This window comes from Parasalinivibrio latis (assembly GCF_036825535.1).
Lineage (GTDB): Bacteria > Pseudomonadota > Gammaproteobacteria > Enterobacterales > Vibrionaceae > Parasalinivibrio > Parasalinivibrio latis.
Genome location: NZ_CP098813.1, coordinates 1,754,125 through 1,770,355 on the forward strand (window position 1 = coordinate 1,754,125; position 16,231 = coordinate 1,770,355).

The following is a 16,231-nucleotide window of genomic DNA, read 5'->3' on the forward strand; positions in this document are numbered from 1 at the left end:
TGGTGAGACTTTTTACTGTTACGTCAGTTCTGGCAGCTTCCCTAATCCTGAGCGGCTGCCAATCTTTGCCATCAAAAACGCCATTTGACGGCAGCCGTTATGAATCTGTTCTGGATGCCCCCGTAGCTGGCTATTTTGCAGAGTGGAAAGGTACACCTTACCTCTACGGTGGTAACTCTAAATCTGGAATAGACTGTTCAGCCTTTACGCAACACGCATTTGAACAACTTTATTCTCTAAGGTTACCCAGAACGACCAAAGCTCAGGCAAAAGCCGGTAAACAGGTTTCCCTGTCTGAAAAACAGAATGGGGATTTGGTGTTTTTTAAGACCGGCAAAAAGGTTTATCACGTTGGCGTTTATGTAGGTGACAATCATTTTATGCATGCATCTACAAGTAAGGGCGTGATTCTTTCAAGGCTTGATAACCCATACTGGACAAGGACCTTCTGGCAAGTTCGTCGCTATCCGTGAAAAGTTAAGCCTATCGTACATTTTTTTCACCATGGAATGACTTCACCATCCCAGTGATACAGAGTTCCCGAGTGTTCCGGCCCCAACGACGCAAAGCAATCCAAAACCCGATGCGCTGTTAAATCCGGTGTAAAAATACTTTCTTCAGGCCAATTGGCGGTAAAAGGTTCAGACAGCGGGCTGTATGTAGTACCAGGATGAATTGCCGCCACTGAAACCCGGCTGTGGTTGCGCCCCCATTCGATGCTAAGATTCCGGATAAACATATTCAGGGCAGCCTTGCTCATTCGGTAGCTGTACCATCCTCCCAGCCTGTTATCCTCGATACTCCCTATCCTTGCACTGATAGACAGCCAACGAAAAGGGTCATCTTTGCGAATTAAGCCTTCAACCGCCTGGGCAAGGTGGACATGGGACAGGACATTTGCGCTAATGCATTCTGCAAGGGCTTCTGCCTTTAGTTGTGAAAGGGCTTTTTCTGGCTTGACGTTATTGTTATGAAGTAAGCCTGCACAGTGTATTACCCCCGCCAGATCTTCCCTCATACCCTTCAGCCACGTGGAAACAGAAGGCACTGATTCCGGCTGGCTAAGGTCTGTTGTTAAATGCTCGGCACCAGAAAAATGTGCGGGCGCCCGGCTGATGGTGAGCAATTTGTAGCGCCCTTCTGCAAGAATCGCTTCACATACTGCTCTACCAATCGCTCCGTTACTGCCAGCAACCAAAATGGTCTCTTTCATAATAGCGCCCCCAAACCGATTTTACTTTAATGTTATGACTTGGATAACACAGGCAATTACAAATGTTGTGCTAACGTATCACCATGTTCTAATTAAAGTTTAGGAGCATTCCTGAAAAATGGATCATCCAGGATTATTAGTCACTGGTGGCGGACAACGAATTGGGTTGCATGTAGCCGAAGAGTTTTTGTCTAGAAATATCCCGGTTTATGTCACGTACAGAACCGAACGTGACTCCATCATGCGTTTACGTGAGTCTGGGGCCATATGTATATATGCTGACTTTTCAACCAATGAAGGTATAGAAGCTTTTATTCATAGACTGAAGCAGCATAAGCCCTCTCTCTCGACAGTTATACACAATGCTTCAGCTTGGGCTGCCGAAAAAAACGCCCAGGACGTTGCCGGACTCATGGACGGGTTGATGAATGTTCATGTCAAAGCCCCCTACTTGATAAACCTGGCTTTAGCCGACTCACTTGTACCCGGAAAATCTGGCGGTGCAGACATCATCCATATGACAGATTTTGTGGCAGGAAAAGGAAGTGCCAAACATATCGCCTATGCCGCAAGTAAAGCGGCTCTTGAAAATCTTACCCTATCATTCGCAGCCCGGTTAGCGCCTAGAATTAAAGTAAACAGTATTGCCCCTGCCCTTATTATGTTTAATGAGAGTGATGATGAAGCTTACAAAAAGAAAGCATTGGATAAATCAGTGATGCAGTTGGTGCCTGGCCCCGAAGAAGTGATGGAAGCTATCGATTTCATCATGTCCAGCCGTTACATGACCGCTCAGACAATCCACCTCAATGGTGGACGAAACGTCAGATAAATAACAAAAGGATCCCTATGCGAAACGCCATTATTACAGTGACAAACCTTCGCCTGAGAACCTACATTGGCTTTAACGAGGAAGAACGTCAAAAGAAACAGGATGTCATCATCAATTTCGAAATCCACTATCCCGGCGAAAAAGCCTGTATAGATGACAATGTGGAAGACGCACTCAACTACAAAATAGTTACGAAGGAAATCATTGATCACGTTGAACAGGGACGTTTCCTGCTATTGGAAAAGCTCGTGGCGGATGTCCTTGAAATTACCAGCAGGCATCCCTGGGTAACATTCTCTAAGGTGACTATAGACAAACCTCACGCCCTTAGGTTCGCCGATTCGGTATCCCTCAGTCTCAGTTGGTGTAAGGCTGATTAAATATCTGATCTTCATAGGATCCATTGGCCCGGTTTAACCGGGCTTTTACCGGAACCTACTTCGTACACACCCTTACCTGCACTCATTCCAAATTTTCGAACGACTCAAACAAAAGCGAATACTTATTATTCAGGCACCAGCATTTAAACTGGCATTAGTCTATTCAACTAATTCAGTACCAACTCAGTGTCTACTTTAATAATGACACCCAAAAGGAAATCTGATGCCTTATAACCTTACTGCTCGCGTTATTCACTGGATTTCAGCACTCATTGTATTTGGGTTGTTTGGTGTCGGCTTGTGGATGGTTGACCTGACTTACTACAGTCCGTGGTATAAAACCGCGCCAGACTGGCACCGTTCTATTGGAATTTTGTTAGCGTTTGTCACAGTCTTTCGCCTTATCTGGAAAACCATCAAAAGCCATCCAGCAATCGAAGGAGCCCAATGGGAGATTTTTGCAGCACATATCGTGCATAAATTTCTTTACCTTCTAATGTTCACCCTTTTCGTATCCGGCTACCTCATTTCCACCGAAGACGGCAGGCCTGTTTCTGTGTTCAACTGGTTCACAATCCCTTCGCTTGGAAAGCTATTCGAAAACCAAGCTGATATTGCCGGCATTATTCATTACTACACCGCATTTACTCTTATTGTTTTTGCCATTCTGCACGCAGCAGCGGCACTAAAGCACCACTTTATCAACAAGGACAATACACTCAGAAAAATGATTGGAGACTCAACACGATGAAGAAAACCTTTCTTGCTTTGGGCCTGAGCGCCTTCATGGTTGTGCCTTTTGCAGCTTCTGCTGACACCTATATGATCGACTCAAAAGGTGCACACGCCTCTATCAATTTTAAGGTACCGCACCTCGGATACAGTTTTATCAAGGGGCGTTTTAATACTTTTACCGGGGAATTCACCTACGATCCGGCAAATGTCACGGCATCTTCGGTTGAAGTCTCCGTAGATACGACCAGCCTCGACTCAAATCACGCGGAGCGTGACAAGCACTTACGTTCAAACGACTTCATCGATGCCGGTGAATTTGGTACAGCGATATTTAAAAGCACCAAAGTGGTAGATAAAGGTGACGGGAAACTCGCAATAATGGGTGACTTAACCTTGCATGGGAAAACCCAGCCAATTGAAATAGATGCTTCTTTTGTGGGTGCGGGTAATGACCCTTGGGGTGGATACCGCGCCGGTTTTGAGGGAACTACCCGCTTGGAGTTGAAAGACTTTGGTATCCAGGTAATGGGCCCGTCAAGCTACGTCGACATGGAACTTCATGTAGAGGGCATCCGGAAATAACGATAAATCAACGGCTGTTGAAATTTGGACCCATATTTACACGTAATGTTTGAATATGGGTCTTTCATTATTCAACGGCAATACCTGCTTCTGCAGCGACATCGTGAGCGACTTGGCCATCCGGCAACCCAAGGCTCCAAGACACACCGGATCCATTTGCCAGCAAAGTTGTCCCTAGAATTCGAATGTCCTGTGTCGTTGCTTGAAGTGTAATTGCAGGGTTTTTCATCCTCATCCACACTTCATGTGCGGTAACGACCAGTTTTCCCTCTTCAAGTTCAAAGGTCATGCTGACACCTTCTTATGTGTCATTACAGCCATGGTTAACCGACTGCTGCAAACCATACGCTCTCTTTCATCACGGATATCTATCTGCCAAACCTGAGTCGTTGCCCCTAAATGAACAGGTACAGCTTTTCCCGTGACTGAGCCACTGCGCATTGACCTGATGTGGTTTGCATTTATATCCAGCCCGACACAGTACTTGTTCGTTTCAACAGCCATATTTGCTGCCAGTGACCCTAGGGTTTCGGCAAGCACCACTGATGCGCCGCCGTGCAACATGCCAAGAGGTTGATGAGTATGGGGGACAACCGGCATTGTGCCTGACAGACTGTTTTCATCAAAACTGGTATAGATGATACCAAGGTGCTCGACCAGTGTATTACTGGAGCTAGCGTTGAGCGATTCCAAAGTAAATGGTTTTTTCCAGATTGACACTCTACCTCCGCGAACTCGCAACAAAACTCAAACCTGCACCCCACAGTGCTGCTTTTGCGTGTCATAATAACCCACTGGAATGATGAAGTAATCAAGGACAACGAATCGACTATGTTTATTCGCTCACCTATTAAGCACCTCCTGGTTGGCCTTTCTGTTTTAGTGGTCACAGCCTGTGTCCAGTCTCCAACCGGCCGTAGCCAGTTGTTGATGATGAACAGTTCCCAAATGGCCCAGCTCGGTTCCCAGTCTTTTGAGGAGCTTAAAAAGAAAGAAAAAATCGAACGGGATCCAGCAATAAACCAATATGTAAATTGCGTCACCGATGCCCTGTTAAAACATGTCCCTAAACAAGAAGCTTTCAAAAATTGGGAAGTGGTTGTTTTTGACAGCGAACAAGTCAATGCCTTTGCTCTTCCTGGTGGGAAAATTGGTGTTTACACCGGCCTTCTTAAAGTCGCAAACAATGAAGACCAACTAGCAGCGGTAATAGGTCATGAAATAGGCCACGTCCTTGCCAAACACAGCAACGAACGTGTTACCCAACAGCAGTTAGCTGGGGTAGGAATGATGATCGGAGGCGTTGCACTCGCCAACAGTGAACATAAGGAACTCGCTATTGCAGCACTTGGCGCGGGGATCACCTATGGGATTATTCTGCCTTGGGGACGGACTCAAGAATCAGAATCAGACATTATTGGGTTGCACCTGATGTCAGAAGCAGGTTTTAACCCGAGAGAAAGTGTGTCTCTTTGGCAAAATATGGCAAAAGCCTCTAAAGGGGCTCCGCCCGAATTTCTTTCTACACACCCATCAAGTAATACGCGTATAAAGGACTTGAGGGAGGAAATACCGAAGCTTCCTTCATCTGGCGTGAAGCGTCCACAATGTCGGGTCCCTGCCAATATTTGAGTTTCCGGGAAAATAAAGAAAAGCGCCATCTGGCGCTTTTCTCATTTGGGGACGATTGTCACCTTTTCTTATCTGGATACCATTACCATCGCATCAGCAAGGTAATCAATGCGGGTTTCACTTAATCCAGCAATATTAATACGGCTGTCCCCAACTGCGTAGATAGCATGTTCATCCTTCAACTTCTTGACCTGTTCAGTTGAAAAACCAACAACAGAAAACATGCCTTTGTGTTTTTCAATAAAGTCAAAGCGGTTATCCCCTATACGGTCACGCAGTGCCTTCGCCAAAGCCTGTCGCAGGCTGACAATACGCTGGTTCATCCCAGCCACTTCAGCTTCCCAACTGTTTCTCAGCGCTGGCGTGCCAAGAATCATCTCTACTATCGCGGCACCATGGTCCGGCGGCATGGTGTACGTACTCCTGGCCAAATTCAACAGCTTACCTTTAGCATTCAATGCTTTCTCGGCAGACGCCCCAATAACCATGGCTGCACCGGTACGCTCCCGGTAGAGACCAAAGCTTTTTGAGCACGATGTAGCAACAAGCACTTCTTCAAGGTTGTCTGCAAGATGGCGAAGCCCTCTGGCATCAGCTTCCAATCCGTCACCGAACCCCTGATACGCGATATCTACGAATGGCGTAAACCCATTTTTGGATGCCAGCTCAGCCACACGTTTCCATGCCTCAAATGGCACGTCAGCACCGGTAGGGTTATGGCAGCACCCATGTAAAAGGACAACATCGTTTTTGCCTGCACCTTTCAGCGCTTCAAGCATCGCATCCAGGTCTACCAATTTGGTATCCCTGTTGAAATATGGATAGTGCCTAACCTTCAACCCGGCAGCTTCCATAACCGGGCGGTGATTAACATAGCTGGGGTCAGAAATCCACACAGTGGTGTCCGGGTTGGCGACACGCATTAGGTCGGCAAGCATACGCAAGGCTCCGCTTGCGCCGGGAGTTTGGATTGTTGAAACGCGGTTGAAGCCGTCAGTCCCTTCAAGCAATAGTGCCGTCATTGCCTGATTGAAACCCTCGTTTCCGGCCAAACCAACGTAAGACTTCGTGGTTTGCGTATCAGCCAAAATGGTCTGTGCAGTTTTTACAGCTTCCATAATAGGTGTTTCACCGTGACTGTTACGGTAAACCCCTATCCCTAAGTCCAACTTGCTTTCCCGTGGGTCCTGGCGAAACTCAACAGTCAACGACAAAATAGGATCCGGCTGTGCGGGCGATAGCGTTTCTAGCATCAATTCAACTTCCTAGCTGTAAAATTCAAAAACAGATATTTACAATACCCCAGATCCCTGTCCCCGCAAGTGAAAAACACCTCACCGAACCTATTTTAATGTAAAGGTGAAACCGTATTCGAGTCTTTCCAGCAAACGACTTTATTTCTACCGGTCTTTTTAGCTTCGTACAAAGCATTGTCGGCTTGCGACAGAACTTTTTCGTATACAAAGACATCTTTGCTGTCACTGACGCCAATACTGACTGTGATCTGTAAACCATGCTGCACGGGGGCGCAATTCGTTGTCTGGATTTTCCAGCGCAGCTTCTCGCAAAGTTCAACCAGTTCCCTGCTGGTTCCATCTTCCAACATAATGGTGAATTCTTCTCCACCCCAGCGGGCAACCCTGCACTTATCCGACATTTCACTTCTAAGCAAATCAGCCACAATACAAATCGCTTTATCCCCGACCAAGTGGGAATAACGGTCATTTATTCTCTTGAAACGGTCAATATCAATAATCGCAATTGCAATCTCCCTGTCGTCCTCTTTACACCTGATAAACGACTCAGCAACCCAGTTATCAAAGGCGCGCCGGTTTGCAAGACCGGTTAACTCATCTTCCCTGGAAAGCTTTTCAAATGCTTTTGCCTGTTTTTCCAGCTCGTGGGTTTTCCGGGATACCAGCCTGAGCAGCGCGGCTTCATGTCGCTTTACTTTGTCATGACGCCATTTTGCAGCAAGAAGCAAACCGCCAATTACCATTGCTCCCAATGCAACCTGAAACCACAACGTTTGCCAAAAGTGGGGTAAAAGCGTGATTTTTAACTTAGTTGTTTCCCCCACCTCCCGGCTGTGTGCATATCGTGAACGAACGTTAAATACATACTCTCCGGGTGGAAGATTCGTATATTCAACAGAGGTAGCGGTTCCCCGGGGCATCCATTGTTCATCAAAACCTTCCAGTTGCGTTTCATACCGGACTTTACTTGTCATAACAAAGCTCAGGCCAGCATACCCAATGCTGATACGGTTCCAACCAGGCTCCAGAACAAAATGATCGGTGACGGCTTTTTTCTCAAATCCTTGTTCAAAAGATTCAATCACGACCGGTGGTGGTCGCTTAACCAATTCCGTCAACCTGCCCGGGTGGACTGATACCGCCCCACCAGCAGTTGCCACCCAAATTTTGCCGTCATTCGCGCGTGTGGCAGCGGGGGTTGACCCACCATTTGCCTGAGAGCTTTTCATTCCGTCACCTTCGTCAAAAAGGTCGAATGGCACACTCTGTGTCTTTCTGTCTGAAAAGAGATTGGCTTCATTAATATCTATACGGAGAATTCCACGGTTTGTCGTCAGCCAAAAATCCCCTTCGAAATCAGCCTGGACAGCAAACATTTTCTCTACAGGCAAGCCGGCATTTTTACCGATAATATGCATCGCACCGTCTTCAAAGCGGTACCTTACCAATCCCCGGTCAGTGGTTATCCACATAGCCTGTCCCGGCTGCTCATAAAACCCGAAGGCATACTCTGCGTTTTCAAGGCTGGATAGCAAGAGCGGCTTCAACTCTCCGTCTCGCCAGATAGCCGCGCCCCGTCCGGTACCTATCCACACGTTTCCATAACTGTCTTGCGCCAGTGCCATAATGAAATCACCGGGCAATCCGTCAGCAAGGCCCAGATGCTCTACCTCACCATTGTGGTATATAGCAATACCGTTACTCGTCCCTATCCATAATCGACCTTCAACGTCGTATAGCATCGATCTAATTTCATTTGCTGGAAGTCCATCGTCGGTAGATACGTAGACGTTTACAGGCTTGTTTGGTGAGTAGGAAATAACGCCACGGGTATAGGTACCAATTAGCACGTCACCGTTATTACCTTCAAGTAAACTCAGTGCTGACACCGGGCTGCTGAAACCAAGACTTAACGGAATAATCTGGTTGTCTTTAAAAACAGAGACGCCTTTGCTTCCTGCCACAAATACATCGCCACTGCTGTGGGCCAACACGCTGCGTATATAGTCACTTGGTAGTCCGTTCAGCACATCATAGTTAACAAACGGGGCTTCACGCAGCCGGTACAAGCCACCATTTGTTCCGACCCAGATGCTTCGTTCGTGATCCTGATACATGGACAAAACACGGTTGTGTGGCAACCCTTGTTCGACACCCAACCATTCAAGTTGACCGTCATGTAACCGGGCGACGCCCTGACTTATTGTGCCAAGCCAGATACTGTTGCTGTCATCAACCAAAATGGTGCTGACTGCGACTTTGTCTAAAAATGTGTCTAGCTCTTCAAACTTTCCGTTTCGGTACCTAAGCGCGCCATAGCGCCCACCGATAAGGAGGTCACTCCCTTGGACTGCCAGCGCGTATACCGGTTTATTGTTAAGGCTGTTTCCTTCGTGGAATTTTTTTGCTGTAAATACATGATCTACGGATACGTCGGCAGCATACAAACCGCTATTGGTTGCCATCCAAATTTTGTTCTCAAACTCGAGCAGCCGGTAAGCACCATCTGTAACAACAGGGATGTATGTCTGGTTTTTTTCATCCAGATACGCCACTCCCGTACCTTCCATAGCAATCCAAAGGCGACCGGTAGAATCACGCATAGCAAAGTTAACCATCGCCGGGGCTAGAGGAAATGATTTCCAAGTATTGTTTTGCCAACAGGTAAGGGTGCCTCTGGCCCCCGCCATGAAAACGGTGTTGTCATCATCAACCCACAGGCCGCGAATCCCGCTGTCAAACATACCGGTTTCCAGACTTCTGTCATAAAGCCGGAATGTTCTGCCGTTATACCGTGCGACACCTTCCCACGTTGCGAGCCAAAGGTAACCTTCCTGGGATTGGGAAATACTGTTTATCGCATTGTGCGGAAGTCCGTTGCGCGTAGTCCAAGACTCCGCGAAGTAATCTTCAAGCGAGAGTGTTGGAGTCACAGCGCCAACTGAGTGTATGTAAACAGAAAAGGTGAGCAGCGCCCACCTTACAATCGAACTAATAAACTTCATGATCCTTGTAACTACCTACTGGTATATTCCTGCACAAGAAAAAAGATTCAAAAGAAAAAAATCCGTGCAGCAAGTATGCGTCCTCACCCGCAATAATTTTAATAATTTCCTAATTTTGAAGCATATCTTTTAACTGGATCACATAATGTGAGATAGCATGGCGGTTTTAAATAACACATTTAAATCAGTGCCTTATATGAAACATATGGCACAGAATGCTATTAACGGCATACAGCCGCACTAAATTCACATGCCATCAATACATTGTTAACGGAAATTTACTCATGCATTGTTAAACCAAATTACAATCAGGGCTATTTCTCATATGCAACACAGAATTCGCGCTGCTGGCATCGCAGTTAAAAATGATGCAATCCTGCTGGTCAAACACACGATGAACAACCGTACGTTTTGGATCCCCCCCGGTGGTGGACGAGAGGATTGCGATGTTACAACCAAAGACACCGTCATAAGGGAATTAAAAGAAGAAAGCGGACTTGATGCAGAAGCAGGACCTTTGATTTTCATCAGGGAATTTGCAGAAATCAGTGGGGATACTTATCACCTAGAACTTTATTACCTTCTGGAAAACATTACTGGGGACATCACCCTCAAAAATCTTGAAGGCCTTGGTCGTGATGAGTATTACATCAGTGAAACTCGCTGGGTATCCTTGGAGGAAGCCAAGACACTGAAGATCTATCCCGCCTGCTTAATCGAAGAAACCCAAAAGCAGCTTTCAGCAGACTTTATCGTTCCCCAGTATCTCGGCAGGGAAACGGAAGGAGATTATTAATGGTTCCGGACAGTAAATTCGTAGACAGATACCTTGAGGCAAAAACCGCTTCTGAACCGTCCTACCCTTTTGGTCCGGATGCACGAGTTTATAAAGTGTTAGATAAAATGTTCGCCCTTGTCGCGCTGCGGGAAGGAAAACTGTGTGTCAGTCTTAAAGGTGAACCCAGTGATTTGGAAGTGCTGGTCAGCCAATTTAAAGGAATCACTCCAGGATACCACTTAAACAAAAAACACTGGGTCACCGTCAGTCTGGAAAGTGACGTTCCAGAAGCCCTGCTCATCGATTTGATGGATAGGTCTTATAATATCGTCGTCAGCAAAATGACCAAAGCCCATAGAAACCGACTCGCACTTCTTGAGTCAGGCGCTGACTGACGATCGCTTGCGACTGACCCTCATGTTCCGCGTACGAATTGCCTGCTGTTCAAATTCAAGTGATGGTTTGCGTTCATAAACGCGATATGTTGCTCGATTGCCAAAGAGGTCTCTGTCACGCATTGTTGTTCAGGTAATTGCTGGCAACTCTCTATAATCATGACAATTACGCCATCGAGCTTATGCATTGCCCAGTGAACAACGGCGACCGATTGTGCACCCGGAGTAGCCAATAACTGCAGACGCGCATAGGCTAGCTGAAGAAATTGTAATGCCTCTTCCGTTTCTCCAACACTCAGTAAATACCGGCAATAATCAAGGCAAAGAGACAGCCAGGATTCGGCAATTTCTTCTCCCCCATTTTCATCCACATTCTGTTGAAAACATTCAATGGGCGTTTCGCACAACGCACGCCTAACCAAACCAGGGTGTCCGTGCAATCCCCTTTTAACCGCCTCAAGATGCTGGCACCAGTCAGAATATTTAAATGCGTCATCCATATGCATCTCTCCTTTCTGTGGTTACATTTTGATATTAGGTGATTTTTCTTGAACTCGGATCCCCAGAAATACAAAGAGGCGCATAAGCGCCTCTTCAATCACAGAATTAGGGCGTGTTTATCTTTCAATTTCCGCGCCTGTTGATGCCTGAAAATGGCTCCCGGCAGGACGAAGAGCGAAAGATAAACACGCCCGAGATAAATTCTGTTAATTATTTTTTATAAATGAGAGCAGGATGCTTTCCAGTTCATCCCAAGGAAGAGGTGACTCATCAATCACTTCGATTCTGGATTCCACGCCATCAAGGCTTAAACTGTTAACCGTCACCATTTGGTTTACCACATTAAAAGCGAATGAGCCCTGATCTGTGTTGACTACCGCTTTCACACGCTCAGCATTAAGGTTGGCAAACAACCCATAGAGGGAGTCGAACGGAAACACCGCATCGGCGGCGAAAAACCATCCACAACTGTGGTAACCCTGCCCCTTGTTTTCCTTTCGGCAAAACTGTTCACCGGGTTCCAATTCAAACGCCGGCATTGGATCATCATCGTGATGATGGTGGTGACTGTGGGTTCCTTCGCGGGAAACCTTGGGTAAATCAAGCCACTCAGGCAATAAGTTGCCTAGTTCAACTTTACCTGTAAGCGACTTCTCCGGTTTCAGGCTGGCAGAAAATTCATCAAAACAGCGCAGGTCTTCATCCGTACAGGCGTCAATTTTGTTGGCGACCAATACGTCAGCCAAAGCAATTTGGTCCTGGAAATTGCTGTTAGATGTATATTTCTCGTCAGAAAGGTTGCGTGGGTCAACCAAAGTAATAGTGGCATTTACAGCAATGTAATCGGAGTAATGCTCAGATTCGAGCTTACGGATAATGTCTTTTGGATGACCTAAGCCGGTGGGCTCAACGATCAACCGATCAGGCTTTTGAGCTAGAAGAGCATTAATGCCAATTGCCATAGGCAGGCCGGCTACACAGCACATACACCCACCGGGAACCTCTTTTACCACCGCCCCCTGTTCCTGTAGAAAGGCTCCGTCAACGCCAACTTCTCCAAATTCGTTAACCAACACAGCCCATTTTTCATTTTCAGGTTTGTATTTTAACAGTGAAAGAATAGCTGTAGTTTTACCGGCTCCGAGGAAACCAGTGATGATATTACAAGGGATTTGTCCCATTTCAGTATCCCGCAAAGTTAGTCCGAGTCTATTCTAACGGCTGGGAGCGGGATGTCGACACGTAGAAAGTAAGGTTAATCACCGGACGCCAACATAATCAGTCACTGATATTGTGGAAAGTCAGGTAATCCACTGCTTCTTTTTTTCCCATGTATCTTGCCAGTGTTTTTTCCGGAACATTGCGAAGATCTACCACGATCAACCCATCGAGTGCATCATTAAAGTCAGGGTCAACATTGAAGCAGACCAGTTTGCCGTTGAGCCCGAGGTACTGCCGCAATAATACCGGTACCCCTTTCCCGTCAGCCATTTTGCTGACAATCCGGTTCAGTTGCTGTAAATCAGTCAGGGCAGTCAGCATGTCAGTGTGCCAAAAACGTCGCGAATCATCCTTCAGGGGAGTCCTTGGGGCGACCATTCCAGCAAGTTCATCATCGTAGTAATGGATCGACAGAGTTTCAGCCATCAGTTGGCGTACCAATGAACCATAGTCGTTACTGATGCTGACTGGACCGAATAAATGAGTATGTTCCGGCCTTTGCATTACAAACGCAGCAATGCCTTTCCACAACATCAAAAGCGCACTCAAAGAGCGTTGGTATTCCTCGGCAACCACAGAGCGTCCAACCTCCACCGATTGGTTCAACCTGGCAAGAAATCTGTCGTTATAGTCAAACAGACTTCGGGAATAGAGGCCATCCAACCCGTAATTGTTTATGATTTCTGATACGACACCTAAGCGGTAAGCCCCGACGAGTTTCCGGTTTTCCCGATCCCAGATAAAAAGGTGATGGTAGTAACTGTCATAGCTGTCGATATCTCTGGCTAACCCGGTCCCCTCACCAACAGCCCTGAACGAAGTTTCCCTTACCCGCCCAATTTCGTTGAGCATGTTGGGTATATCACTTGCACACGCGCAGTAGACATCCATATTATCCGAAGTACAGAGTCTTGCCTCCGGGGGTAACCCCTCCAACTCGCGGGACAATACCCTTGCAGGTACGGCATCCCCAAGCGGCATCAGGCCATCGGCCGTTACCGATGCCTCATATGTACCTTTTTCCCCCAATAAATAGGTGTTCAGGCGAAGGTAGTTCATAACAGCTTCATCCGTTTCGAATTGAACTACTTCTTTATTTGGAATGAGCTCGCCAATGGATAACGGGACTGTCATACCCTCTTTGTTAAGCAATTCCCTACCGAGCATGGCAGTACTGATAATTGGATGAACTTTCCTGGCCCTGTAGAAAGTCCGGCTGTTCCTGCCACCCACATACACCGGCAGTACAGCAGCCCCTGACCGCTTGGCCATTTTTGCAACAGAGTGGCTCCAAACTTTATCAGACACGTCACCATTCTTATCAAGTTCTGATACTGACCCGGCTGGAAATACCAGCAGTACCCCGCCTTTCCCAAGGTGTTCATGAGCGTCACGGAGTGCACGAATGTTTGCTTTCATTGCATTGGCTGTTTCAAACACGTCAACACCGATAAACAGTTCTCGGAGTTCAGGGATCCTCCGAAGGAAATGATTGGCCAGAACCTGGACATCGTTCCTTTTTTTCCGGAGTATCTCCGCCAGAATAACCCCTTCAACGCCCCCCAAAGGGTGGTTTGCAACGACAATAACCGGGCCACTTTCTGGAATGGATTCAAGGGAGCCTTTTACGATCTGATGGCTGATTCCAAGAGCCTGGAGTGTATACGTGAGAAAGTTATCGCAATCTACGCCTTCAGGGCGCTGTTGATAAAGCGAATCCAGCTTTTTTAACCCACATATTCTTTCGGCAACAGATTCCAAAATCCCAAAAGGGGTTTTTCTGGGTAACAAGAAAGGCCTAGCTTCTACCATCGTCACATCCATATTCCGTTTAATTTGGTTACTTCACCAGTTCGGGCCAGTTTTTATCCCCGCTGGCAATGAATCCTGGTACATCCTTCAACCAGTCGTTTTGCACACTTTGGTTGTAATTAAGATAGAGTTTGTTGTCGACAATGTGCCAGTATTTAGGATCCCCTGGGGCCAGGTCATTTTTTGCACCTATTGCCCATGCACAATAGCCGCCATACTGGGGGGCATACTTGTCCGGCTCAGCCTCAAACATTTCCAAATGCTGCTGAGATGAAAACAACCACGTCGCTCCCTTGTAATTTGTTTGAAAACTCTTTTGCCCTTTCACCGGTTTTCCTTCAGTAAAAAACGCGACGGTATCATAGCCACCAAGTGCTTTATCGCTGAAAAAGCCGGTGTATATCGGATCTGCTGCCAGAACCCAACCGGAATACACCAAGGTGATAAACAGAAATATTGCCCGCATTGCTATCTCCTTTTCGACATTTGCCTGAAGTTAAACAGACCGGTCAGATGCGTTTGCGCTTTCTTATCACCCCCTCAGAAGCAACCGCAGCATCGGGTCGGGATATCATCGTTTTTACCGGGATATCGCATGTACATGGCGATCCCGGGTAGTAATCCATTTCCATTTCATCTCCACTGACGCTGACATGTGTAAGGCTTACTGAGCTTGCATCTTCACGGTGCATACAAACTGACAGGAAACCTTTTCCCGGTTTGTGGCTTCGGTGGAATGCCAATGCTCCTTCCTCTGTTTTCGGGGACATTTGACAGTAAAGATCCGTACGGGAATGTACCACCTCCTCCAGACAAACCGCAGATGAGATAACAGGGGCGGTCACCACACGTGGAGTCAGTTGTAAACCGTCCCACTGCCAGGCATGAGGCCGGCGTTGTTTGCTGATGTCAGGTGTAAACAGTAAAAGCGTAAAGGGCGCCATTTTATGCAGAGGTAAATTGGTAAGCCTTGAATTGACTTCCTCCACATTCCTGCAGTCAGCCAGTGACACAACCAACTGCCCTCTGCTGACCAGCGTCCCATAAGGGATTTTCCCTTGGTAGTAATTGAGCAGGCAAACTGACACCCCTGCATCGTTCATCGCAATCCATGTCCCTCCTCCATCCGGGTCTTTGGGCATTACTATGCGCATTCCAGACTGGCGGGTAACCTCGGGGAGCAACGCTTCGCTGCGTGTCCGCCTTTCGTCACGGTTAAAAAACAATGAATAGCCATCAGGCCGGATAATCCAACTCGCCGTGCACATTACCGATCACCTCGGATAAAACTCGCTGTCGCAGCTGCAATTCCCACCTTTGTCGGTAAGGTGATCCCCTGAAGACCAGCAGCAATTCGGATAATCGCCAGATGGTGGACAGCATGGGTTGCAACAAAAATCCATTCTCTCGCCCAGTTAGACAACACCGTGGAAACAGTGTTGGATTCCAATGTTGTTTCCGTGATGACATTGACTTCGTCTACTTCACTATGGGGAAAATCCAGTCGGGTCATCCACTCTGAAAGCTGTTTTATTTCGTTCAGGGCGACACGGCGGTTCATTTCTATCTCATGTCCTCGGCGGCGTTGGTCATAGTCAATGACATTGTTCCCAACCCCGTTTACCAAAGAGAGGTAAAGGTCATTAATATGCCTGACATGACTTCCAATACTGCTTTGGACGTAAGGCTTAGCAATGCGCGAATAGGTTGTGTCGTCTATTGCTTCAATCACCGCTTGCATTTGGCCTAACGCCTCTACATTTCCCCAAATAACGCCATTGCTTCGTAATTGCTGAAGATCCACCGGGCTGCGATACCCCTCTTCCCTCGTCGTATGCATGATTGATCCTTATCGTTCTTGTAATTACCTGACTGCAGATACTGGGCTA

Annotated in this window: 19 protein-coding genes; 8 read left to right on the forward strand and 11 right to left on the reverse strand. The window is 47.1% G+C overall.

Translation table 11 applies throughout. The features are described 5' to 3' along the window. The first annotated feature begins 2 nt into the window (after window positions 1–2). Window positions 3–473 carry a C40 family peptidase gene (locus NF212_RS24860; protein WP_434361686.1) on the forward strand — a complete coding sequence of 157 codons (471 nt, stop codon included), beginning with the start codon at window positions 3–5 and terminating at the stop codon, window positions 471–473. 26 nt (window positions 474–499) lie between these two features. Here the strand turns inward: NF212_RS24860 and NF212_RS24865 are convergent, their stop codons facing one another. Beyond that, on the reverse strand, window positions 500–1,213 hold the full coding sequence (locus tag NF212_RS24865) for an SDR family NAD(P)-dependent oxidoreductase (RefSeq protein WP_434361688.1): 714 nt from the start codon (window positions 1,211–1,213) through the stop codon (window positions 500–502). A gap of 118 nt (window positions 1,214–1,331) precedes the next feature. On the opposite strand from NF212_RS24865, the gene folM reads away from it, so the two are divergent. The 4 genes from folM to NF212_RS24885 all read left to right on the forward strand — a co-directional run bounded on the left by folM (window position 1,332) and on the right by NF212_RS24885 (window position 3,742). Continuing rightward, on the forward strand, window positions 1,332–2,045 hold the full coding sequence (gene folM, locus NF212_RS24870; protein ID WP_434361690.1) for a dihydromonapterin reductase: 714 nt from the start codon (window positions 1,332–1,334) through the stop codon (window positions 2,043–2,045). A 17-nt stretch (window positions 2,046–2,062) separates the two neighbouring features. Then, window positions 2,063–2,425: a dihydroneopterin triphosphate 2'-epimerase gene (gene folX, locus NF212_RS24875; RefSeq protein ID WP_434361692.1), complete on the forward strand. Its 363-nt coding sequence runs from the start codon at window positions 2,063–2,065 to the stop codon at window positions 2,423–2,425. A 223-nt stretch (window positions 2,426–2,648) separates the two neighbouring features. Next, window positions 2,649–3,176, forward strand: coding sequence for a cytochrome b (locus NF212_RS24880; protein WP_434361693.1), 528 nt, complete (start codon window positions 2,649–2,651; stop codon window positions 3,174–3,176). After that, the gene (locus NF212_RS24885) at window positions 3,173–3,742 is read left to right on the forward strand and encodes a YceI family protein (RefSeq protein WP_434361694.1); all 570 of its coding nucleotides are present in this window, start codon (window positions 3,173–3,175) and stop codon (window positions 3,740–3,742) included. The genes NF212_RS24880 and NF212_RS24885 overlap by 4 nt, the downstream gene beginning before the upstream one ends. 67 nt (window positions 3,743–3,809) lie before the next feature. Here the strand turns inward: NF212_RS24885 and NF212_RS24890 are convergent, their stop codons facing one another. Together NF212_RS24890 and NF212_RS24895 are read right to left on the reverse strand one after the other, a co-directional pair. Continuing rightward, a complete protein-coding gene (locus tag NF212_RS24890; RefSeq protein ID WP_434361696.1) occupies window positions 3,810–4,031 on the reverse strand; it encodes a DUF3389 family protein in 222 nt (73 codons plus the stop codon). Continuing rightward, window positions 4,028–4,462 carry a hotdog fold thioesterase gene (locus NF212_RS24895; RefSeq protein ID WP_434361697.1) on the reverse strand — a complete coding sequence of 145 codons (435 nt, stop codon included), beginning with the start codon at window positions 4,460–4,462 and terminating at the stop codon, window positions 4,028–4,030. The genes NF212_RS24890 and NF212_RS24895 overlap by 4 nt, the downstream gene beginning before the upstream one ends. Before the next feature lie 111 nt (window positions 4,463–4,573). On the opposite strand from NF212_RS24895, the gene NF212_RS24900 reads away from it, so the two are divergent. Then, window positions 4,574–5,374, forward strand: a complete 801-nt coding sequence (locus NF212_RS24900) for a M48 family metallopeptidase (RefSeq protein WP_434362993.1) — start codon at window positions 4,574–4,576, stop codon at window positions 5,372–5,374. Between the two features lie 68 nt (window positions 5,375–5,442). On the opposite strand, the gene NF212_RS24905 is transcribed toward NF212_RS24900, so the two are convergent. Both NF212_RS24905 and NF212_RS24910 read right to left on the reverse strand, forming a co-directional pair. Next, window positions 5,443–6,627 (reverse strand): aromatic amino acid transaminase, encoded by a 1,185-nt coding sequence (locus NF212_RS24905; RefSeq protein WP_434361699.1) that lies wholly within the window; start codon window positions 6,625–6,627, stop codon window positions 5,443–5,445. 95 nt (window positions 6,628–6,722) lie between these two features. Then, a complete protein-coding gene (locus NF212_RS24910; RefSeq protein ID WP_434361701.1) occupies window positions 6,723–9,563 on the reverse strand; it encodes a diguanylate cyclase in 2,841 nt (946 codons plus the stop codon). A 397-nt stretch (window positions 9,564–9,960) separates the two neighbouring features. Here NF212_RS24910 and NF212_RS24915 point away from each other — a divergent pair, with 397 nt between their 5' ends. Beyond that, a complete protein-coding gene (locus NF212_RS24915) occupies window positions 9,961–10,431 on the forward strand; it encodes an NUDIX domain-containing protein (RefSeq protein ID WP_434361703.1) in 471 nt (156 codons plus the stop codon). Further along, window positions 10,431–10,808, forward strand: coding sequence for an MmcQ/YjbR family DNA-binding protein (locus NF212_RS24920; RefSeq protein WP_434361704.1), 378 nt, complete (start codon window positions 10,431–10,433; stop codon window positions 10,806–10,808). Before NF212_RS24915 ends, NF212_RS24920 begins: the two co-directional genes overlap by 1 nt. A 20-nt stretch (window positions 10,809–10,828) precedes the next feature. On the opposite strand, the gene NF212_RS24925 is transcribed toward NF212_RS24920, so the two are convergent. The 6 genes from NF212_RS24925 to NF212_RS24950 form a co-directional block, all read right to left on the reverse strand. Then, window positions 10,829–11,308 carry a hypothetical protein gene (locus NF212_RS24925; RefSeq protein WP_434361706.1) on the reverse strand — a complete coding sequence of 160 codons (480 nt, stop codon included), beginning with the start codon at window positions 11,306–11,308 and terminating at the stop codon, window positions 10,829–10,831. Between the two features lie 207 nt (window positions 11,309–11,515). Further along, window positions 11,516–12,490 carry a CobW family GTP-binding protein gene (locus NF212_RS24930; protein WP_434361707.1) on the reverse strand — a complete coding sequence of 325 codons (975 nt, stop codon included), beginning with the start codon at window positions 12,488–12,490 and terminating at the stop codon, window positions 11,516–11,518. Window positions 12,491–12,587: 97 nt separating this feature from the next. Then, window positions 12,588–14,342, reverse strand: coding sequence for a lysophospholipid acyltransferase family protein (locus tag NF212_RS24935; protein ID WP_434361709.1), 1,755 nt, complete (start codon window positions 14,340–14,342; stop codon window positions 12,588–12,590). 28 nt (window positions 14,343–14,370) lie between these two features. Beyond that, complete coding sequence (locus tag NF212_RS24940) at window positions 14,371–14,808, reverse strand: YHS domain-containing (seleno)protein (RefSeq protein ID WP_434361711.1); 438 nt, start codon at window positions 14,806–14,808, stop codon at window positions 14,371–14,373. Window positions 14,809–14,851: 43 nt separating this feature from the next. Beyond that, window positions 14,852–15,610 (reverse strand): NRDE family protein, encoded by a 759-nt coding sequence (locus NF212_RS24945; protein WP_434361713.1) that lies wholly within the window; start codon window positions 15,608–15,610, stop codon window positions 14,852–14,854. Further along, the gene (locus tag NF212_RS24950) at window positions 15,610–16,182 is read right to left on the reverse strand and encodes a hypothetical protein (protein ID WP_434361715.1); all 573 of its coding nucleotides are present in this window, start codon (window positions 16,180–16,182) and stop codon (window positions 15,610–15,612) included. Before NF212_RS24950 ends, NF212_RS24945 begins: the two co-directional genes overlap by 1 nt. Between the last annotated feature and the right edge of the window lie 49 nt (window positions 16,183–16,231).